The 19,296-nt window shown below is 66.5% G+C and carries 17 protein-coding genes and 2 pseudogenes; 10 read left to right on the forward strand and 9 right to left on the reverse strand.

Features of this window, described 5'->3' with window-relative positions; all coding sequences use genetic code 11:
• Nucleotides 1–11 precede the first annotated feature (11 nt).
• The gene (locus tag CF68_RS19890) at nt 12–1,118 is read left to right on the forward strand and encodes a substrate-binding domain-containing protein (RefSeq protein ID WP_035822032.1); all 1,107 of its coding nucleotides are present in this window, start codon (nt 12–14) and stop codon (nt 1,116–1,118) included.
• Here CF68_RS19890 and fdxA read toward each other — a convergent pair.
• A complete protein-coding gene (fdxA, locus tag CF68_RS19895) occupies nt 1,115–1,444 on the reverse strand; it encodes a ferredoxin FdxA (RefSeq protein ID WP_035822034.1) in 330 nt (109 codons plus the stop codon). The two genes, CF68_RS19890 and fdxA, sit on opposite strands and share 4 nt — an antisense overlap.
• 353 nt (nt 1,445–1,797) lie before the next feature.
• Between fdxA and CF68_RS19900 the strand changes: the two genes are divergently transcribed.
• The 5 genes from CF68_RS19900 to CF68_RS19920 all read left to right on the forward strand — a co-directional run bounded on the left by CF68_RS19900 (nt 1,798) and on the right by CF68_RS19920 (nt 5,940).
• The gene (locus tag CF68_RS19900) at nt 1,798–2,466 is read left to right on the forward strand and encodes a recombinase family protein (RefSeq protein ID WP_235205822.1); all 669 of its coding nucleotides are present in this window, start codon (nt 1,798–1,800) and stop codon (nt 2,464–2,466) included.
• A gap of 31 nt (nt 2,467–2,497) precedes the next feature.
• The gene (locus CF68_RS19905; protein WP_035822036.1) at nt 2,498–3,109 is read left to right on the forward strand and encodes a UdgX family uracil-DNA binding protein; all 612 of its coding nucleotides are present in this window, start codon (nt 2,498–2,500) and stop codon (nt 3,107–3,109) included.
• 215 nt (nt 3,110–3,324) lie between these two features.
• Complete coding sequence (locus CF68_RS19910; protein ID WP_011614618.1) at nt 3,325–3,879, forward strand: cupin; 555 nt, start codon at nt 3,325–3,327, stop codon at nt 3,877–3,879.
• Nucleotides 3,880–3,924: 45 nt separating this feature from the next.
• Nucleotides 3,925–4,950: a tripartite tricarboxylate transporter substrate binding protein gene (locus CF68_RS19915; protein WP_051591599.1), complete on the forward strand. Its 1,026-nt coding sequence runs from the start codon at nt 3,925–3,927 to the stop codon at nt 4,948–4,950.
• 69 nt (nt 4,951–5,019) lie between these two features.
• On the forward strand, nt 5,020–5,940 hold the full coding sequence (locus tag CF68_RS19920) for a dioxygenase (RefSeq protein WP_051591602.1): 921 nt from the start codon (nt 5,020–5,022) through the stop codon (nt 5,938–5,940).
• 263 nt (nt 5,941–6,203) lie between these two features.
• On the opposite strand, the gene CF68_RS19925 is transcribed toward CF68_RS19920, so the two are convergent.
• Nucleotides 6,204–7,145 (reverse strand): zinc-binding dehydrogenase, encoded by a 942-nt coding sequence (locus tag CF68_RS19925; RefSeq protein WP_035822039.1) that lies wholly within the window; start codon nt 7,143–7,145, stop codon nt 6,204–6,206.
• Nucleotides 7,146–7,370: 225 nt separating this feature from the next.
• On the opposite strand from CF68_RS19925, the gene CF68_RS19930 reads away from it, so the two are divergent.
• Together CF68_RS19930 and CF68_RS19935 are read left to right on the forward strand one after the other, a co-directional pair.
• The gene (locus CF68_RS19930; protein ID WP_035822041.1) at nt 7,371–8,384 is read left to right on the forward strand and encodes a LacI family DNA-binding transcriptional regulator; all 1,014 of its coding nucleotides are present in this window, start codon (nt 7,371–7,373) and stop codon (nt 8,382–8,384) included.
• Between the two features lie 83 nt (nt 8,385–8,467).
• On the forward strand, nt 8,468–9,409 hold the full coding sequence (locus CF68_RS19935) for a LysR family transcriptional regulator (protein ID WP_035822103.1): 942 nt from the start codon (nt 8,468–8,470) through the stop codon (nt 9,407–9,409).
• 149 nt (nt 9,410–9,558) lie between these two features.
• On the opposite strand, the gene CF68_RS19940 is transcribed toward CF68_RS19935, so the two are convergent.
• The 7 genes from CF68_RS19940 to CF68_RS19970 all read right to left on the reverse strand — a co-directional run bounded on the left by CF68_RS19940 (nt 9,559) and on the right by CF68_RS19970 (nt 18,411).
• On the reverse strand, nt 9,559–10,773 hold the full coding sequence (locus CF68_RS19940; protein WP_035822106.1) for a T6SS immunity protein Tli4 family protein: 1,215 nt from the start codon (nt 10,771–10,773) through the stop codon (nt 9,559–9,561).
• A complete protein-coding gene (locus CF68_RS19945) occupies nt 10,770–12,602 on the reverse strand; it encodes a hypothetical protein (protein WP_035822044.1) in 1,833 nt (610 codons plus the stop codon). The genes CF68_RS19940 and CF68_RS19945 overlap by 4 nt, the downstream gene beginning before the upstream one ends.
• Nucleotides 12,603–12,946: 344 nt before the next feature.
• Nucleotides 12,947–14,038 (reverse strand): porin, encoded by a 1,092-nt coding sequence (locus CF68_RS19950; protein ID WP_035822046.1) that lies wholly within the window; start codon nt 14,036–14,038, stop codon nt 12,947–12,949.
• Between the two features lie 55 nt (nt 14,039–14,093).
• On the reverse strand, nt 14,094–14,486 hold the full coding sequence (locus CF68_RS19955; RefSeq protein ID WP_035822049.1) for a 5-carboxymethyl-2-hydroxymuconate isomerase: 393 nt from the start codon (nt 14,484–14,486) through the stop codon (nt 14,094–14,096).
• Nucleotides 14,487–14,520: 34 nt separating this feature from the next.
• Complete coding sequence (locus CF68_RS19960; protein WP_235205823.1) at nt 14,521–16,197, reverse strand: amidohydrolase; 1,677 nt, start codon at nt 16,195–16,197, stop codon at nt 14,521–14,523.
• A gap of 92 nt (nt 16,198–16,289) precedes the next feature.
• Nucleotides 16,290–17,270 (reverse strand): tripartite tricarboxylate transporter substrate binding protein, encoded by a 981-nt coding sequence (locus CF68_RS19965; protein ID WP_035822055.1) that lies wholly within the window; start codon nt 17,268–17,270, stop codon nt 16,290–16,292.
• 46 nt (nt 17,271–17,316) lie between these two features.
• Nucleotides 17,317–18,411 (reverse strand): porin, encoded by a 1,095-nt coding sequence (locus CF68_RS19970; protein WP_035822058.1) that lies wholly within the window; start codon nt 18,409–18,411, stop codon nt 17,317–17,319.
• A 604-nt stretch (nt 18,412–19,015) separates the two neighbouring features.
• Between CF68_RS19970 and CF68_RS39180 the strand changes: the two are divergent.
• A pseudogene (locus CF68_RS39180) lies at nt 19,016–19,102 on the forward strand (tripartite tricarboxylate transporter substrate-binding protein); the annotation flags it as partial.
• 25 nt (nt 19,103–19,127) lie between these two features.
• Nucleotides 19,128–19,271: pseudogene (locus CF68_RS39185) on the forward strand (tripartite tricarboxylate transporter substrate-binding protein); the annotation flags it as partial.
• Between the last annotated feature and the right edge of the window lie 25 nt (nt 19,272–19,296).

Raw genomic sequence — 19,296 nt, forward strand, 5'->3', positions numbered from 1 at the left:
ATTTTCTACATATGATCCGCATCTCGATCCACCCGCACCTGCAGATCCGGGACGACGCCAGCCCCGGTGGCGAGGCCCTGGACGTGTCCCGGCTGGTGGCCCTGCTCGGTCATATCGAGGAATCCGGCAGCATCAGCCACTCGGCGCAGGCGGTATCGCTGTCGTATCGCTATGCCTGGGGCATCCTGCGCGATGCCGAGGCGCTGTTCGGCGGCCCGCTGATCGACAAGACCCGCGGGCGCGGCAGCGCGCTGACGCCACTGGCGCAGCAGCTGGTGTGGGCCAGCAAGCGGATCGGCGCGCGGCTGTCGCCGACGCTGGACAGCCTGGCGTCCGAGCTGGAGATCGAGTTGAAGAAGCTGATGGACCAGCCCGAAGCCACGGCGCGGCTGCATGCCAGCCACGGCTTCGCGGTGGCGGCGCTGCGCGACTTCCTCGACGAGCAGCAGGTGCGGCACGACCTGAAATACTGCGGCAGCGTCGAGGCCGTGGCGGCACTGGCCGAAGGCGCCTGCGATATCGCCGGCTTCCATGTGCCGGTGGGCGAGTTCGAGCACGGCATGTGGCGGCATTTCACCACCTGGCTCAAGCCGGACACCCACTGCCTGGTGCACCTTGCGGTGCGCAGCCAGGGACTGTTCGTGCGGCCGGACAACCCGCTTGGCATCCACACGCTGGAAGACCTGACCCGGCGCGAGGTGCGCTTCGTCAACCGCCAGGTGGGCTCGGGCACGCGCCTGCTGCTGGACCTGATGCTGGCCGCGCGCGGCATCGACACGGCCCGCATCGAGGGCTACAGCAACGGTGAATTCACCCACGCCGCGGTGGCCGCGTATATCGGCAGCGGCATGGCGGACGTGGGATTTGGCGTGGAAACCGCGGCGCGGCGCTTCGGGCTGGCGTTCGTGCCGGTGATCAAGGAGCGCTACTTCTTTGCGATCGAGCGCGCCAAGCTGCGCAGCGCGGCACTGGCCGGCGCGGTGGATGCGCTCACCAGCGAAGCCTTCCGCCAGCGCGTCAATGCACTGCCCGGCTACGATGGCACGCTGACCGGCACCGTGCTCACCCTGAAGGAAGCCTTCCCGGACTACGGCGCCACGCCGCAGCGCTTGCGCTAGCGCTTGAGCAACGACAAGCGGTCAGGATGGTCGGCCCACTGCGCGTGGCCGGGGATTGGCCCCTTGGCTTTCAACAGTGGCAGCCAGTCCGCGCGCCGCGACAGTTCGGCATTGAGGGCAATGAAATGCCGTTGGTCTTCGGGCAGGTCATGCTCCGAGTAGATCGCGCCGACCGGGCACAGCGGCACGCACATCGAGCAATCGATGCACTGGTCGGGGTCGATGGCGAGGAAGTTGGGCCCTTCGTGGAAGCACGACATCGGGCAGACTTCGACGCAATCGGTATGGCGGCACTGGATGCAGGCATCCGTCACGACAAAGGTCATGAGGCAGTTGCGGTACGGCAGGTGATGACCGCGTCATCGTAGCGTCCCGCTCGCGGGCGCGGGACGCGTCCCATTGTGCGAGTCCTTCAAATCCGCTGAAGAGCCGCGCCGGCGCAGGCAGCGCAACTGCAGTCATTGCAATTCCTGCGCGAAGCCTTGTAATTGTGCCCGCGGCGCCGCGTCGGCCGGACAGGGCTTGCCGCAGCTTCATTCGCCTGCATGCCGCGCCATGGGAGCCTGCTCACCTTTGCCCTGTCCGGGGCAAGCGCGGCATGAAATTTGCGGCGTGGCGCAGTAAGCCGAACCAGGGATTGTCCCTGTCCGAAAAGCAACCGATACCGTACGGCGCGTCCGTGCCGTCCATCACCACCATGCCGACCTCATTCCTCTACTCTAATTGTGCCGATGGCCAGCCGGCCATGATGGACGAACTGCAAGCCGCGCGCGAGGCCGGCTATGGCGTAGATATGCGCCATGCCTTCTGGGAAGAAGAGCTCGCGTCAGTGCCCGCGCTGCAGCGCCCACGCCTGCGCGCGCTGCAACATCAGGTGCAGCCGGCCGACTCGGTCGTGTCGCTGCGGCTGTGCAGCCTGGGCTGGAGCGTGCCCGAGGTGCTGGCCACCATCCGGCGCTTCCGCCTGCTGGGCGTGGCGTTGTATTGCGTGCAGCTGTCCCGTGACGACTTGGCCAACGCCACGCCGCCGGAGGCGGTCGAGGTGCTGCGCGCGATCGCCGCGCTGGAAGGCGCCACCCGCAGCGTGCGCGTGCGCGAGAGCCTGGCCGCGGCCAAGGCCATGGGACGTCAGGTGGGCCGTCCGCCCAAGCACACGCCTGAACAGCGCCATGCGATCCTGAACGCGCTGGCCGCGGGCAATTCAGTGAGCGAGACCGCGCGGCGCTTCAGCACTTCACGCCAGACCGTGCTGCGCATCCGCGCCGCCGAGCCAGACGCCCAGCCCCATGCGGCATCCGCGGCCATGGCCGACGCTGAAGAATCGGCGACCGAAGCGGCCACAGGATGAGACCGACAGCAGCACAGTGCGCCGTGCCGCCATGCCCGAGCACCGGAAGCTGCCCGTCAGCCGCGATGAACTGAACCAATGCCGGCGTTGCCCGTTGTGGCGCAATGCCACCCAGGGCGTGCCCGGCGCCGGCGCCACGCATGCGCGCATCATGCTGGTCGGCGAGCAGCCGGGGGCGCAGGAAGACCTGCAGGGCTCCCCCTTCGTCGGCCCGGCCGGGCACCTGCTGGACGAAGCACTGGCCAGCGCGGGGCTGGAGCGCGACAAGCTCTTCATGACCAATGCGGTCAAGCACTTCAAGTTCGAATGGCGCGGCAAGCGCCGGCTGCACAAGTCACCGGCGCAGCAGGAGATCGAGGCCTGCAACCTGTGGCTGGAGCGCGAACTGAAGAAAGTCGGGCCCAGGGTCGTGGTCGCGCTTGGCGCCACCGCAGCTCGTGCGGTGCTGGGCCGCAAGAGCGTGTCGCTGGCTGGAATGATGGAGACGCCAGTCGAGCACGAGGGACGGCTTGTCATCGCCACCTACCACCCGTCGTTCGTCTTGCGCCAGCGCACCGACGAGGCGCGTGCCGCCGCCTTCGACCGCATCGTGCGCAGCCTGCGCGCCGCCGCGCGGCTGGCGCGCGGCAGCGCGGAAGGCTGAAGCATCAAGGCCACTCCCTAAAGGGAGAAGATTCCATCGGCCGGCAGGATACCCTCACGACAAAGTACCGAAGTCTCGCAAGTTCTCGATACCGAAATGTTATCGAGTCGCGAGAAAAATGGTAATGGATTAATCGCTGAGCGCTTCTTAAAGTTGCACGGACAGAAGGCAATCGCCCTTCCGTTCTCCCAACTTCATTGCACCAAGGAATCAGCATGGATCCCACTCCTCAGGAAATGGAAGCCACCCGCATCGCGCGCTGGGGCAAGGTCAAACCTTACGGTGAGACCTTCATCGAAAGCCGCCTGCCCGGCATGAAGAAGAACATCTACAAGATCATGAACCGCGGCGTGCTCGAGAACAAAGGCGTCGAGCCGGCGATTCCGGGTAACCACCGCTTCGGCGTGACCTTTATCGAAATCCCGGTCGGGCAAGGCGCCAGCCTGCACGCGCACAAGACCGAGGAAGTGTTCTGCCCGTTGAATGGCCAGATGGAAGTCATCTGGGGCGAGAAGGGCCAGTACTCGCTGATGCTGAACCAGTGGGATGTGATCTCCTGCCCGATCGGCGTGATGAGAGGCTTCCGCAACCCGAACGACCACGCCCTGGTCGTGTACTCGGTGGTCGGCGGCACCGACGAGGAGTGCGGCCGCATCGCCTGGCACCCGGACGTAGTGAAGGCAGCCGAGGCCACCGGTCTCGTCTATGGCAAGGACGGCTACATCACGGAAACGGAAGCGGACAAGGCGGAACACCGCGCCGCAGACTGAAGACGGCCGCCGCGACCCGTACGAGCGGGCAACGAGGAGACAACCATGACACTGAGTGAGGCGTCACACACGTTGCCCGCAGGGATGAGCAGGCGCGGCGCATTGAAGGCGGTGGCGGGACTTGCCGCGGCCGCGGTTAGGTTCGACGCCTGCGCCAAGGCCGCTGAAGACTGGTCGCCAAAAGGGGCGGTGCGCATCATCGTCCCCTTCGCCGCCGGCGGCACCTCGGACATCATCGCTCGTATCGTGGCTGTCCGTCTCAGCGATGCACTGGGCCAGCCAGTGCTGGTCGACAACCGCGCCGGCGCGGGCGGCAACATCGGCATCGCCGCCGTAGCACGCGCCGCGCCCGATGGCCAGACACTGTTATTCGTCTCCTCATCCTTCGTTACGAACCCCGCGCTTTTCCCTGACAAGCGTCCCTACGACCCCTTGCGCCAGTTCGCGCCGATCACGTTGGCAGTCAGTTCGCCCGACGTGATCGTGGTGCCGAGCCAGAGCAGCATTGGCAGCCTTCCGGGGCTGATCGAAGCCGCCCGCAAGCGCCCGGGCGGGTTCACTTACTCGACGCCCGGCAAAGGCAACAGCGTCCATCTCGGCGGCGAACTGCTGTGGCAGCGCGCGGGCATCGGTCTCCTGCACGTACCCTACAACGGCGCCGCGCCGGCGGTTCAGGCGGTGCTCAGCGGCCAGGTCGACTGCGGGTTGACCGCGCTTCCGGCCGCCAAGGCCCATATCGCCGCCGGGTCGCTCAGGGTGCTTGCGGTCGGTAGCCTGCGGCGCTGGCCCGGCCTGCCGCAGATTCCGACCGTGGCCGAATCCGGCTTTCCGGGCTATCGTTCAGAGACCATACAGGCGCTGTTTGCTCCGGCAGGCGCGCCCGAAGCCGCGGTCCGCCGCCTGCACGCCGAGGTCCGCCGCATCCTGCAGAGCAGCGAAGTGCGGCAGCAGGCGAGCGATCTCGGCTTCGAGGTCGTGGCGAGCCAGCCCACAGAACTCGCTGCCCGGGTCGCGGAAGATGTCCCGCGCTGGGCCGAAGTCGCGACCAAGGCACGTATCCAGGGCGACTGAGACCGGGCGCCAATGCCCGTCTCCTCGCCAGGCAACAACCACTCTTTCAATCATCAGGAGCCGACCATCATGACATCTGCCTCCGCAGAAAGCGCGCTCGCGCCATCCGCATCGAACGCGCAATCGATTCCAGCCACCCCCGAGGCACTGCTGAAGGCCGTGCTCAAAGCGAATTCCGGGACGCACGACCCGCGCACCAGAACCATTCTTGATGCGCTTATCCGGCATGCGCACGCCTTCGCGTCAGAGGTCCAACTGACCTATGAGGAACTCCACCATGGCCTGGACTTCATGGTCCGCATCGGCCAGGCCACCGGACCGAAAAAGCACGAGGGCATTTTGCTGGCGGATATTCTCGGGCTTGCCACGCTGGTGCTTCTGATGGATGCCAAGGCCGTGCTTGCAGCCGGCGGCACCGAGCCCGCGCTGATCGGCCCGTTCTGGCGTGCGAACCAGCCGGTTCGCGTCAACGGCGCGCACATCGCAACCCCGGACACCACGGGCGATCCGCTGTTCGTCCAGGGACGCGTCGTGTCGATCGACGGCACGCCGATCGCCGGCGCGCGCGTGGAGACGTGGCAGGCGGCGCCAAGCGGCCTGTACGAGAATCAGGACGAACACCAGGAGGACATGAACCTGCGTGCCGCGTTCGAGACCGATGCCGACGGGCGCTTCTGGTTCGAGAGCGTGCGGCCCTCAGGCTACGGCGTCCCGATCGACGGCCCCTGCGGCGACCTCCTGGCCCTGCAGAACCGCGACCACATGCGCCCGGCCCATCTCCACTTCATCGCCATCGCGCCAGGGCACAAGGTGCTGACCACGCAGATCTTCGATGCCCTGGATCCCTTTGCCTTCAGCGACGCGGCTTTTGGCGCCGTCGGCTCGCTGCTGCGCGATTTTGAGCCGGTCGATGGCGGCCGCTTCCGTCTCGATGTCGAACTGAAACTCGAACCGGGGGAGACCCGTCTGCCCAAGCCGCCCTTGCCCTGAACTTCTTTCGACTCACGGAGATATTGAACGTGCCCGGCCGGCGCCCTGCAACCTGGCGCCAAAGCCGCGGGCGCTGAAGTGCTCGCTCCGGAGATCATCCAGGACACGCGACCGCCGGCATTTGATTTCCACGCAATCGTGGAAGTGCTGGCTGTCGCCAGTCCGGCGCCATGCGCGGACGCGGCGGTCCGACCCGGCTTGTGCTTCCGGCGTCATGACCAAACGGCATCGCTCGATGCCGTTTGGCAAGAACCCCTGCCGACTCAGGGCACCAGCACGAAACGCTGGCGCGCGCCCCTGGCCTGCGCGGCCCACACTTGCCCGACATCCTCCAGCGGCGCGGTGACGATATCGATTTCCATGCGCCCTGCCGCGGTATGCCGGCATAGCTCGGCATAGGCCTGCGCCTGGACCTCGACGGGCGCGTGGTAGTAGGCAAAGCCCATGATGTCGAAGCACGCCTTGCGCGCCGCGGCGCCGGCAAAGGCAATGGTGGGCGCCACCGTGGTGCCGATATGGACCAGCCGCCCGCCGTGACCAAGCGCCAGCAGCGCGGCCTCTGCCGGCGCGCCGCACAGGTAGTCCAGCACGATATCGACATTGCCGTCGGCCGCGTTGCGGTAGGCGTCGAGCAGGTCGCCGGGCTGGTCGAGCGGCACCACCGCATCCGCGCCAAGCCGGCGTGCGCGCTGCAGCGCCTGCACATTGCGCCCTGCCGCGATCACGCGGCCGGCGCCCAGCAGCTTTGCCGCGGCCACCGCCAGCAATCCCGAGATACCGGTCGCGCCGAGCACGAGCACGGTCTCGCCCGGCTGCATGCGCGCCCGCCACGACAGCGGCAGCCATGCCGCCAGGCCGGCATTGCCGAGCGCGGCAGCGCGTTCGTCATCGATGCCGTCCGGCACCGGGAAGGTCAGCGCCGGATCCACCAGCGCGCGCTGCGCCATCGAGCCGAACGGCGCGACCGGTGCGTTGACGTTGAAGTAGACCCGTTGGCCATCCGCAAGGCGCCCCACGCCCTCGCGCCCGACGACAAAGCTGCCCGCCGCCGGCTTGATGTAGTGCCGGCCCTCGGCAATGGCCATATCCAGCCGTGACAGCGCCGCGGCGCCTACGTCGACCACCACCTGCCCGCCCGCCGGGGTGGGATCGTCAAACTCCTGGTACACCGGCGCCCTGCCGGCGAGCGAAACCGCTCCTTTCATGTGCCTCTCCTTGTCCTTGATGTCCTTCTGGTCCGGGTCGATCTGCGACTTGGCACCGCTTTGTCAGCAGATTACAATGCAATCGATTGCACGGCAAACGCGAAGCTGGCCGGCATCGAGGCCGATTCTAGGAATGGCCGCGGCCCGGCGTCCAATCCACTTTTTGGCGGCATCCCGATAACCAGAAGGTATGGCGAGCAGCCTGCCGCACATGGCACCACAGCGATGAGCAAACCCACCATCAAGCAGATCGCCGAGGCACTGGACGTCCATCCGTCGACCGTGTCGCGCGTGCTCAATCCCGAGACCCGCCACCGCATCGGCGACGAGCTGGTGGCGCGCGTGCTCAAGGCGGCGCAGGACCTGCACTACTCGCCCAACCGCATCGCGGCGGCACTGCGCACGCGGCGCTCAGGCACCATCGGCGTGGTGGTGCCTGACATCGGCAGCCCGGTGTTTCCGCCGATCGTGCTGGGCATCGAGAACGCCCTGTCCCGGCATCGCTATATCCCGATCGTGGCCAATGCCGGCGGCGACAAGGCGCGCCAGACCTTTATCGTCGACCAGCTGCTGGCGCGCCAGGTGGATGGCCTGATCCTGGCCACCGCCGAGCGCAACGACCCCGTGGTGGCGCACTGCCTGGCGCAGGGCGTGCCCATTGTGATGGTCAACCGCAGCGACGATGCGGGGCGCGTGTCGAGCGTGGTCGGCGACAACCGCCAGGCGATGGCGCTGGCCGTCGGCCATCTGCACGCGCTGGGCCACCGCCGCATCGGGCATGTTGCCGGGCCATCCAGCCTGTCGACCGGGCATGAACGCGAGGCAGGCTTCCTGCAGGCCGTGGCGGACCTGGGCCTGTCTGCATCCCAATGCCCGGTGGTGCATGCGCCGGCCTATACCGAAGACGCCGGCCAGGCCGCGTGCGCGCAGCTGCTGTCGCGGCGGCAGCGCATCACCGCGGTGGTGGCCGCCAATGATTTCCTGGCGCTCGGCTGCTATGCGGCCGTGCGCGCGGCGGGCGGCAGCTGCCCGTCGGACCTGTCCGTGGTCGGCCATAACGACATGCTGCTGATGCACGCGGTGTCGCCGGCACTGACCACCATCCGCGTGCCGTTCTACGAGATGGGCACGCGCGCGGCGGCGCTGATGCTGGGCGCGCTCGACGGCAGCATTGCCACCACGGCGCGGACCCTGCTGACGCCCGAGCTGGTGGTGCGGGCATCAACCCGGCCCCTGTAAGGCGGCGCCATATGGCTCCGCCTTTTTTTGCGCCTAGTCGTGCAATCGATTGCACGACTAGGCGACTATCCTGAGGCATGACGATGGATCTCCGACAGCTTCGCTATTTCAAGGTGCTGGCCACGCTGCAGCACTTCGGCCGCGCCTCGGCTGCGCTGCATATCGCGCAGCCCGCGCTGAGCCGGCAGATCCGGCTGCTCGAGGAAGAGCTGGGCGTGCGGCTGCTGGAACGCCATGTGCGCGGCGCCACGCCCACGCCGGAAGGCCTGGTGCTGCTGGACGGCGCGTCCTTCCTGCTGCGCTATGCCGACCAGGTCAAGGTCGACATCGCCGACCTGGCGGCCTCTCCGCGCGGGCTGGTGGCGCTGGGACTGACCCCGGCGCTGGCGCCGCTGCTGTTCATCCCGCTGGCCGAAGCGCTGCGCCAGCGCTATCCGGAAATCCGGCTGCGGCTGGTCGAGAACTTTGCGCCCGCGCTACAGGATGCGCTGCTGCAAGGCACGCTCGACGTCGGGCTGCTGAGCGGACCGGTGTCGAGCCCCGGGGTCTCGGTGGTGCCGCTGGTTGCCGAAAGCCTGTGCGCGATCGGCCCCTGGGGCGATGCGCTGCTGGGGGATGGGCCCGTGGACATTGAACAGCTGCAGGGCCTGCCGCTGATCCTGACCGGGGTGTCCAAGTCAGGCGTGCGCCTGGCGCTGGAAGCCCTGGCGGCGCGCCAGGAGGTGGAGCTGCAAGTCACGATGGAGGTCGAATCGATCGAGGTGGCCAGGCGCCTGGTGGCGCGCGGGTTCGGCTGGACCGTGCACTTTGCCGCGGCGATACGCGACGAACTGCAGGCGCAGCGTCTGCAGGCCTTGCCGATTCGAGGGCTGGAATTGCATCGGATGATCGGCTATGCGGCCGCGCGGCCGCCGTCGCGGGCCACGCTGGCCGTGATGGAAACGCTCAGGGATGTTGCCAGGGAATTGGCGGTTGATGGGAATTGGCCTAATAGTCGGTTGTTGGGGGAGGCCTTGGATAGTTAGCGGACGCGCTTGGCGGGCGCGGCTGTTGGGCAATCCACGTCGTCATGCAGCCGCGCAACCGGCGCGCCCCCAGAGCTTGTATTTGGGGGAACCCGTGGCCACCACACCATTGTGGTCGGTCATATCGCCAACCGTGATGATGCGGCGGCTCATGTGCTGGCCTCGCCCACCCACGTCCAGACAACCAGCGCTTCGTCGGACGGCGAAAGCCCGAAGCGGATCATTGGCATTCCTTTTTGCCGCAGGATGCCGGATTTGCTGGCTACCCAATCCGCCTGAGGGTGTCCGGGCGGAAGCGAGGCGCGCCAGATGCCGGACAGCGGGGTGGTTTCGCCCGAGCGCACCGTGACCGGATCGCTGGTCTGTGTCGGGGGCGCGTTGACACGGAAACGCACACCATCCAGCAGCCTGTCCCAGAGGGCTACAGCTTCCTCGTCCGTCAGCGAGGCCTGATCAGCAGCGCCGATGCGATTGGCCGCCACCTTCGTGTACATCTTGGCGCCGATCACTGCCGGATGCAGCGTCGTTCGATCCCTGCCAACAGCTTCCCACTCGAAGTCATGTGTGCCATCCGCACGGCGGACCAGCGATTCTTCCCCTTGCCAGACGCCGACCGTGCGCTTGCCCTCGCGCAGGGTCGTCAATTTCGGGTAGCGGCTACCCAGGTACTTCCTTTGCTCGGCAATCGAAGTCAGCAGACCAGGTTCGCCGTCCACGCTGGCCAGCTTGTTGGAGTCCACTGAAAAGCTGACATCGGGCAGGCTGGGCAGCCGAATGCCCGCGCCGAAGATTTCCTGGTAGCTGCCGGACGCGTCCGCGACGAAGCCGTGGTCGATGCAGACGCCGGGGGCCGTGGGAATGTCTGCGTTGTCGCGTGCCCGGATGCCACGCACTAAGGGAGCGAGCTTATCGCCACCAGTAAACCACTCGAACAGATTCGAACCAGATGCTACGTAGGTATGCTTCATTTCCACCCCGTAGTCGATCGAGAGCTGGTCTTCAAAATATCGAATTTCCCAGCTTCGCGAAGTCGCCGCCTGACCAAAATAGCTAATCTTGGCAGTTCGATCCTTACTTAGAATCTCGCGACGAAATGACTCCGCTCGTTCTTTCAAGCGTTCCGCTTGTCCGACGTGCGTAATTATCTTTCCGGGAAACTCCCGGAAGCCCCACAGTAGTTTGGCTTCGGCCGGGACTTCCATCACGTAGCGGCCAAAGCAAACCTGCTTGGTCTTGGCGAAGAGGGTCTGCAGGCGCGGCGACAGCGCAACGGGTTCCGACATCTTGTTCTCCGGATACGCAAACGATTGGCAGCCCGCGAGCAGCAGGCCAGCCAAGATCTTGGTGAAGCCGCGACGGGTCATTGGCGCCACCATGGCGCAGTGTTGGCAATCTTGATGATCGAATACAGGGCGCTCGCCAGCACTTGGTCATTCTGATAGCTGCCCTGATGCTCGTAGCCGGTTTGCCGGAATAGCGTACCGCGCACGGCTTCAGCGGACGCCTTGGCGGGCACCGTCTGGTCCCCGGCATCTGTCGGCGGCTCCAGGCGCAGGGTGAGCGTCTGGTTGCCTCTGGTGCGCACCACGATGCGGCCCTCGGCGTCCTCGCTCTCGATCGTCCATGTGAGCGGGTCGCCATGTGGTACCAGATCGGCAGTCTCCGCACGCCAGGTCACGCTGCCATACGATTTCTGCGAACTGTCTTCGCCGTAGCTGGCATAGGTCGTGGGGTGATACAGGTCCTTGATGTTCTTGTGGAAAAGCTGCGCGGCGGCAATCCGCTTCTTCGCAAGTGCGTACGGCTCCGCTCCTCTAAGATCCTTATCTGCCGGATTAATCCATTCCGGATTCAACAGTCGCCACCACGCCTGCGGATTGCGTGTGTAGATGTCGTAGACCGGATCTCCCACCGCCATCGGCGGCGCCGGCTTGTCCACGCCCAGTTTCTGATGCAAGTCCAGATCGTTCAGATACGCCTTCAACGGTGCATCCGATGTAATCGGCAGCGCCATGGCCTGCCGGTAGTCGCCTGTCTGCAGACGCAACCATCCTCGTGGATAGGAGGCGGTCGGCAGCAGCTCCAGCAGCCCCGAGGCATTGGCAAAGACCGCCGTCACTTCCTTGCCTGTTCTGCCCATGACATTGCGGGCAATGTCTCCAACCAGATTGTCCTGCACGTCGGACCCTGTGCGCACGCGCTTGTAGGCCGCCCCGGCCCCGAGCGCAGGCTGGGCGCTATGGTAGACGCCGAGAATCTTGTCCTGCGCGTTGCCGTAGTCCGGATGCAGCAGTGCGCGGGCCACCAGGCCACCCATCGAGTGCGTGACGACGATCACGTTTTCGCACTGCCGCCCGTTGGCCTTGTACATCCCGATGATTTCGTCGATGCGCCTGGCCAGCTTCTTTGCGGACGTGCCATTGCTTTCCAGCCAGTTGTAGCCCATCGCGTAGACCGGATACCAGCAGTTCGCCACGCGCAGGACATCGGCCTCGGTCAGCGCATCGCCGGCGCCGCCCCAATAGGCGGGGTTGACGCCCAGCACTTCCACCTTCCTGCCCTTCTTCCAGGTCGGCGAGAGTTCCCTGGCCAACGGCACCAGCATGTCGTTCAGGTGAGCCTCCATGAGCTTGATCACCTCGCCGTAGGTCTCGAACATGACTTCGCTCCAGCCGCGCCAGCGGGCCTTCTGCGCGGCGGTGGCCTCGTGCTTGCCACGCTTGGCCTTCCACTGCTCCGCGGCAGGCGGCAACGGCGCGCTCATCAGCAAGCCGATATCGGGCAGCCCATCGGGGACGTTGGCGTGCCGCTTGTCGGAATTGACCGTTTCCTCGCCGGTCATGTCGAACTTTCCAGCGTCCTCGGTGATCTCGTAACGGTCCACCTCCGTTTCATCGGGATCGAAGTTCATTTGCCGCCGGCCCGGAGAGTCGTTGCGGCGGGCAAGCGTGTCCCCAGTGTCATCCGGCCGCCAGGCAATGTTGTCGTCGCGCTCGAGATCCTTCTGCCGCTTCCGGCTCATGCGAAGGTGGCTCCCCATGATGCCCGGCAGGAAGATGACCGGAATCACCTTGTCAGGCGGCACCGGCAGACTGACGCGGCGCGTGTCGGTCGAAGGTGTGAGTGCAACGACGGCTCCGGCGTACCCGCCGATCTCCTCCCCGGTTTTCAGATGGATGCGATCAGTGGCCATGGACTGACCTTGAGCGGGACTGTCCGAAAATGTCCGGCAAGGGGGTGCCGGAGACGGTGACGGTGCGGGCGGGAAATGGCAGGTAGTCGCGGATACCCATGCGGGCGGCCTCCTGAGATGAGGATTGCCGCAAGGCACCCGTGTTGCACGCGAAGCGCCTTCTGCGGAGCGAAGGCGATGTTATCCGCAAGAAATGCTTTGCAACTACTAGTGATGGCAATCTCTATCGGAAGACCGGCAAATTTAGACAATTCATAGCCATCATGCAGCGCATTCCGCTGCCGCCTGCAGACCTGTCTGCCTGGGTACGACACCCGACCGCATAGCGCCAAGCAGTCAGCCCACTAGAAGACGTGCTTGACCCCCACCATCGTCCCAAACTGCGACCCACCCGCCCTGGGATTGGACCCCGCGGCCCCGGCACTGACTGACTGGGCAAGCTGCCCACCGTTATCGATGAATCCAGCCGTGGCATAGACCGAAGTCCGCTTGGAGAAGGCATAGGCACCACGCACCGCATACAACATGGCTTTGTTGGCGCTGTCATGGAACTTGAGGTAATAGACCTGCCCGGCCAGCGTAAAAGCCGGCGTGATGTCGTAGGCCATGCCGCCATACCAGAGCTCGCTGCGCCGCGTCGCGCTGCCTTCGTTGTCGCGGCGGATCACGCCCACCCCCAGCTTGGCGCGCGACAGCAGCACGTAGCCGCTCAGCGACAGGCGGTCATCGCTCAGCGACTTGTTGCCAAGCCCGCCGAATGCGCCCGGCCCGCCGCGCAGCGAGTCATAGGCAGCGGTGACGCCCCAGCCCTTGTGCTCATACTGGATCAGCGCCGACCATTCCCGGCAGGCAGACTTGCTGGCCGGGTTCTCGCCAGCGCAATTGGTGCCGGCCGGGCTCGGGCCGGCGTTGACCGCATCGCGCCCGAAGCTGTAGGTGGCGCCGACGGTCAGCCCGCCGAAGGTGCCCTTGTAGGCCACCGCATTGTCGGCACGCGTATTCGGCAGGTAGCTGTCGAGCGACGCCGCGCCGTACACGTTGGGGCCGAGGATGTCCGAGTCCAGGTTGGCCCAGAACAGCATGGTGTACTGCCGCCCCAGCGACAGCTGGCCCCACTTGCCGCTCAGCCCCACCAGCGCCTGCCGCCCGAACAGCCGTCCGCCCTGGTTGGCACCGCCGGTATCGGGGGCGAAGCCGGACTCCAGCACGAACACGCTCTTGAGTCCGCCGCCCAGGTCCTCGGTGCCGCGCAGGCCCCAGCGCGACGGCACGGTGCCGGTGAGGGTCGGCATGCGCACCAGGCTGTCGCCGCCCGCGCCGACCTTGTTCACGTACTCCACGCCGGTATCGATCACGCCGTACATCGTCACGGACTGCGCCGCGGCCAGCGTCGGGCCAAGCGCAAGCAGCGCGGCCCCCATGGTTCCGATCTTCATTTGCTGTCTCCTCCGTGGGTCTTTCTTGTCGTTGTGGTGGTACGCGGCTGCCGCCCTATGCAGCCGTGGTGCTGTAGCGCTGGTGAATGTTGTTGAGGCTCCGGTAGGCACCGGCGAACTCGCGCAGCTCCAGCGACAAGGCCAGGTAGCGGCGCCGGTATGGCTCGGCGAAATGCGAGGTCAAGGTATCGAACAAGGCGCTGACGGTGCGGTCGAGCACGTCCTGCGAGCGCCCCGGCGCGACCGCCAGCGTCACGTGCACGAAGGCATCGTCGCTGCTACCGTCGGCCATGCGGTAAGACTCCAGGCATAGCGCGCGCGCACGGATGCCGCCCACCGGAAACGCGCCGTCCTGCGCGATCAAGGCCGCGCTCAGTCCGGCCAACAAGGCATCGATGCGCACAACCGGCGTGAGGTTGTGGGTGTATTCGACGATCAGGTGCGGCATGGCGTATTCCCTCCGGTGCGCGCGGCGCCGATGGCTAGCGCGCCTTGCGCGCGGCAAAGCCGCCGTCGGCATGGACCACCTTGCCGTCGACCATCGTCAGCACCGAACGGATACGGTGGATGTCTTCAACGGGGACGGTCAGGTAGGGCTTGTCGAGCACCGCCAGGTCGGCCAGCTTGCCGGCCTCCAGCGTGCCGCGCGAGGCCTCGTCGAATGAAATCCACGCGGCATTGGCGGTGTACAGCCGCAGCGCCTCCAGCCGCGACAGCCGGAAGTCCTCCTTGCGCCTGACTTCCTTGCCGATCGAATAGCCGCCGACGTGGAACTCCAGCGCGCGCCAGACGCCGGGGATGCCGATGCGCGTGGCATCCGTGCCGCCCGCCACCTTCAGCCCGTGCTGCAGGGCCAGGCGCACGGGCGGCGCGGCCTCGGCCACATGGTGGTCGTTGGCGTGGCCGATGGCGCCGGCCTCGAAGTACGGCCCCATCTGCACCGTGTAGGAAAGCCCAAGCGCCTTCATGCGCCGGAACGTCTCCGGCTTGCCGGTATTCAGGTGGGCCATGGCCCAGCGCAGCTTGCCCAGGTCATGGCGCTTGCCCACTTCCTCGAAGACATCGAGGATCGCGCTGGCAGCATCGTCGGTATAGGCATGGATCTCGACCGGATAGCCGCGGCTGGCGGCGAACGTTGCCACCTTGAGCAGTTCCTCGCGGTCCTTCGCCGACGGCTGGAAGCCAGGTCCCATCTTCACGCCGTCGTCCATGCCGAACACCAGCATCTCGCCCGGGCCGAGGAAGCGCAGCTTGCCGTCGCCCAGGCGCGGCGGCAGGTAGGCCAGCGTATTGCGGAACCATTCGGCCTCGTTGCCAGCGACCATGGTCGGGATGCGGTAGCCGACCCGCAGCGACAGGCTGTCCTCGCGCCACAATGCGTACAGCGGATCGTAGGCGGGGCCCGGTCCCGCGGTGGGATCGATCAGCGCGGTGACGCCCAGGCTGTTGAGACGGCTGAAAAAGGACTGCAGGCTGGCCTTGGGGTCGACCTGGCTCTGCGCCAGGATGCGGCCGAACAGCGCCGACAGCGGCCGGATCGCGCCGAAGATCCGGCCGGTGGGGCGTCCTTCGCTGTCGCGCTCCACGCGGATGCCCGGCGGCAGCGCATCCGGCTGGTCGAGCTTGAGCGCCTCGATCGCCCTGGCGTTGACCAGTGCATAGTCGTACAGGTACTGCACATAGGCCGGATTGTCAGGCAGCAGCGCGGTCAGCTCGGCAGGGGTCGGCGCGCGCTTCTCGGTGAACTGGTCGGGGTGCCAGGAACCTGTCACGGCCGCCCATTTGCCGGGGCCGCGCGCCAGCGCGGTCTTGCGCAGCAGCTCCAGCCCCGCGGCCAGGCTGGTGGTCTCGCCTTCGTACCAGTAGGTCTCGAAGGCATAGCTCTGGCCGCCGCGAATGGCGTGGATATGGGTGTCGATCAGGCCGGGGATGACCGTGCGCCCGCCCAGGTCGATCACCTCCGTGCGCGGGCCGGCCAGGCGCCGGATGTCCTGGCTGGTCCCCACCGCGGCAATGCGGTCGCCGCGGATGGCAAGGGCCTGCGCCACTGTGTCCGTGGCGTTCATGGTGAGTACCGTGCCATTGACCAGGATCCGGTCAGCGTGTGCGCCGGCCTGCGCCTGCGCTCCCGAAGCCGCCACCAGGCAGCCGACAGCCATGGCATGCGCCAGGGCCCGTGCAATGCAACGCATATCGATGTTCCCTTCGTGCAGGAGAGATGGCGCCCGGCCACGCGGGCGCCGGGGCGGCGTTACTGGCCCGGCTGTGCGCCCGAGCGCTTGACGACGGGCTCGAGCTTGGCGATGTCGGCGGCGATCAGCTTGTCGAAGGCAGCCGGCGTCGAGGGCTTGGCCTCGGCGCCTTGCGCAATCAGCTTCTCTTTGGTCGCCGGCGCGCTGAGCGCTTGCTGCATCGCCGTGTTCAGGCGGGCAACGACATCCTTGGGCGTGCCCGCGGGCGCCAGCACGCCGAACCAGGCATCGAAGACATAGCCCGGCACGCCCGCTTCGGCGATGGTGGGCACGTCCGGCAGCGACGGCACCCGCGCCGCCGTGGCCACGCCCAGGATGCGCAGCTTGCCGTCCTTGACGAACTGCAGCGCGGTGATGGACGGCGCGAAGAACATGTCGACGCGCCCGCTCATCACATCGGTGATCGCCGCCGGCGCGCCCTTGTACGGGATATGCCGGGTCTGCACGCCCGCGGTCACGTTGAACAGCTCGCCGCTCAGGTGCGACGAGCTGCCGCTGCCCGCCGAGCTGTAGGTGACGGAATCCGGCTTGGCGCGCGCAGCCGCGAGCAGGTCCTTGAGCGTGCGGTAGGGGCTGGAGGCGCTGACCACCAGCAGGTAGGGCATGGTCGCCACCGTGGAGATGCCCTTCAGGTCGCGGGTGGTGTCGTACGGCAGCTTGGGATAGAGCGTGGGATTGACCGCATGCCCTGCGGAGGTCAGCAGCAGCGTGTAGCCGTCCGCGGGCGCCTTGGCCACCACCGCGGTGCCGATGGTCCCGCCCGCGCCGGGGCGGTTGTCGACGACGATCTGCATGTTCGAGCTGGTGCCGATCTCGGCGCTGACGATGCGTGCGAGCAGGTCGGTGGCGCTGCCGGCCGCAAACGGCACGATCATGCGGATCGGCTTGTCGGGATACGCTTCGGCTTGCGCCGCGCCGTGCAGCAGCGGCAGGCAGAGCGCGGTGGCAAGCGCCGCGCGCAGGATGTTCTGGAATTTCATTGGGGGACTCCTGGAATCGTGGGGGATGGCCTGGCGTGTGCCGTGCTCAGAAGACGTGGCGCATGCCCAGCGCAACGGTCTGCGGATCGGCGCCGGCGAAAATGCCCAGCTCATTGATCGCAAAGTCGTAGGTGGCGTTCTTCTTGTTGAAGATGCGGCTGTAGAAGCCAAACACCGAGGTGCGCTTGGACAGCGGGTACTCGTAGCCCAGGGTGGCCTGGACCGCGCCGGTATCCGCTCCACTGCGGAAGAAGCCGACGGTCTCGGTGGCGTTGCCACGGCCGTTGCCGGCCACGCCGACGCCGGCGCGCAGGCTGCCCGTCCACAGCTGCTGCACCACCGACGCGTAGTAGGCATCGCGCTTCAGGTCGCCGGTGGCGGTGCGGTAGTGCAGCCGCTCATAGATGGCCGAGACCTTGGTGGTCGGGAACTGGTACGACAGCCCGATCTTCATGCCTTCGTCGTCGCGTCCCGCGGTCTGGTAATTGTTGTGGCGCTCATAGGCCAGCACGACATTGAGCGGGCCGTTGTCATAAGCCCCAGCGAACGACCACAGGCTCGGGTTGCGCGGCACAGTAATGCGCTCTTCGTTGATACCCCAGGTCACGCCTCCGCTGAAGCCGTTCCACTTCGGGCTGCGGTAATGGACACTGTTCTTCTGGCGGCGATCGAAGGCGCTGGTGTCCTGGACATTGTCGGAGGTCGGGGTCGAGCCATTGCCGATCAGCGCCATGTAGCCGGCCGTGGTCGGATAGAACGGATCGTAGGACGAGGTGGCTTCCAGGTAGGCCGTGGTCCAGTTGCCCATGAAGAAGCTGCCGGCCGAACCGGCCAGGCCGACGCGCGTATTGCGCCCCGCCAGCTGGCCACTGCCGGTATCCAGCGAGATGGAGCTTTCGATCTGCCAGATCGCCTTGAGGCTGCCATACAGCGATTCCTCGCCGCGCATGCCGAAGACCGAGCGGTTGTTGGTCAGCCGGCCGGTGCCGCCCAGCTTGGTGCCGTCGGACGCCGTCGACGCATCGGAATACTCCATCGATGTATTCAGCCGGCCATAGAGCGTGACGTTGCTCTGTGCGAAGGCGCCGGTGCAGCAGGCTGCAAGCGCCGCAAAGGCGGCGCCCGCAAGGGGGTTCTTCATATTGTCTCCAGTGTCTTGCGCCTGTCCGAACCGATACGGGGATGCCTGCCCCGCCCTGTGCGCGAAACTGGGGGCAACAACGACCCCTGCCCCATTTACGGCATCAGCATCTGGTGGATTCTTGGTGGCGCTTTCTTGTGCGGCGGATTCACGCATGCATTCAGCGTGAGGTGATTCTAGAAATGGCGAATCACAGCGTCCATTCGCATTTTCTTTTCGTCGCCATACCGATTTGTTATTGGAATACCGGGCCCGCGCGCGCTCTGACGGCGCCGTCAGGCCTGAGCATAGGCACTCGGGGGCGTGGCTGGTAGCGGGTGTGGCTGTGCCACTGCGTTCCAGGCATAGGACGCTGGACGCCGCAAGCCGTGCGCAATACAGCACACTCCGTGTGCGCGGCCGCAGGCATTTATGCCCGCTGGCCGCGCTCAGGCAACGGGCTGCTCGGCAGCTGCCGAATCAACGCACGGGTGGCCGCGGTGATCGCCTTGCCGCGGCGCGTGCCGATGCACACGTTGCGGGTAGCCCACGGCTCGGCGATCTGCAGCAAGGTCGAGCGCGCACTGGCCTCGATCGGCACCATGCACTCGGGCACGATGGTCACCTGAAATCTCCGGTAATGGTGGACAACCGTGCCGGCGCAGGCGGCCTCATCGGCACCGACGCCGTAGCCAAGGCCGCGGCTGACGGACCAGGGCGCACCGAGCGTGGTGCCGATGGTCAAGGCGGGGAAACTGCGCGGCCTCGCTGTCACCAGCCCCGCGCGATGGGAGGAGATCCCGGAGGTTCCGACAACCGCGCAAGCCGGCGTTGCGGGCTGCCAGGTCTCGTCGTGGATCGGTGCCCTGGCACCGGTGGCAACGCCGGCACCGGTCGTGGAGCGCT

It is taken from the genome of Cupriavidus sp. SK-4, assembly GCF_000611125.1.
GTDB classification, from domain to species: Bacteria; Pseudomonadota; Gammaproteobacteria; order Burkholderiales; family Burkholderiaceae; genus Cupriavidus; species Cupriavidus necator.

Coding starts and splice junctions, on each gene's coding strand:
- CF68_RS19930 (WP_035822041.1), top strand. CDS start 7,371: ATGAGCAAACCCACCATCAAGCAGATCGCCGAGGCACTGGACGTCCAT.
- CF68_RS19935 (WP_035822103.1), top strand. CDS start 8,468: ATGGATCTCCGACAGCTTCGCTATTTCAAGGTGCTGGCCACGCTGCAG.
- CF68_RS19910 (WP_011614618.1), top strand. CDS start 3,325: ATGGATCCCACTCCTCAGGAAATGGAAGCCACCCGCATCGCGCGCTGG.
- CF68_RS19890 (WP_035822032.1), top strand. CDS start 12: ATGATCCGCATCTCGATCCACCCGCACCTGCAGATCCGGGACGACGCC.
- CF68_RS19955 (WP_035822049.1), bottom strand. CDS start 14,486: ATGCCGCACCTGATCGTCGAATACACCCACAACCTCACGCCGGTTGTG.
- CF68_RS19945 (WP_035822044.1), bottom strand. CDS start 12,602: ATGGCCACTGATCGCATCCATCTGAAAACCGGGGAGGAGATCGGCGGG.
- CF68_RS19905 (WP_035822036.1), top strand. CDS start 2,498: ATGCCCGAGCACCGGAAGCTGCCCGTCAGCCGCGATGAACTGAACCAA.
- CF68_RS19940 (WP_035822106.1), bottom strand. CDS start 10,773: ATGACCCGTCGCGGCTTCACCAAGATCTTGGCTGGCCTGCTGCTCGCG.
- CF68_RS19920 (WP_051591602.1), top strand. CDS start 5,020: ATGACATCTGCCTCCGCAGAAAGCGCGCTCGCGCCATCCGCATCGAAC.
- CF68_RS19950 (WP_035822046.1), bottom strand. CDS start 14,038: ATGAAGATCGGAACCATGGGGGCCGCGCTGCTTGCGCTTGGCCCGACG.
- CF68_RS19925 (WP_035822039.1), bottom strand. CDS start 7,145: ATGAAAGGAGCGGTTTCGCTCGCCGGCAGGGCGCCGGTGTACCAGGAG.
- CF68_RS19965 (WP_035822055.1), bottom strand. CDS start 17,270: ATGAAATTCCAGAACATCCTGCGCGCGGCGCTTGCCACCGCGCTCTGC.
- CF68_RS19960 (WP_235205823.1), bottom strand. CDS start 16,197: ATGGCTGTCGGCTGCCTGGTGGCGGCTTCGGGAGCGCAGGCGCAGGCC.
- CF68_RS19970 (WP_035822058.1), bottom strand. CDS start 18,411: ATGAAGAACCCCCTTGCGGGCGCCGCCTTTGCGGCGCTTGCAGCCTGC.
- fdxA (WP_035822034.1), bottom strand. CDS start 1,444: ATGACCTTTGTCGTGACGGATGCCTGCATCCAGTGCCGCCATACCGAT.
- CF68_RS19915 (WP_051591599.1), top strand. CDS start 3,925: ATGACACTGAGTGAGGCGTCACACACGTTGCCCGCAGGGATGAGCAGG.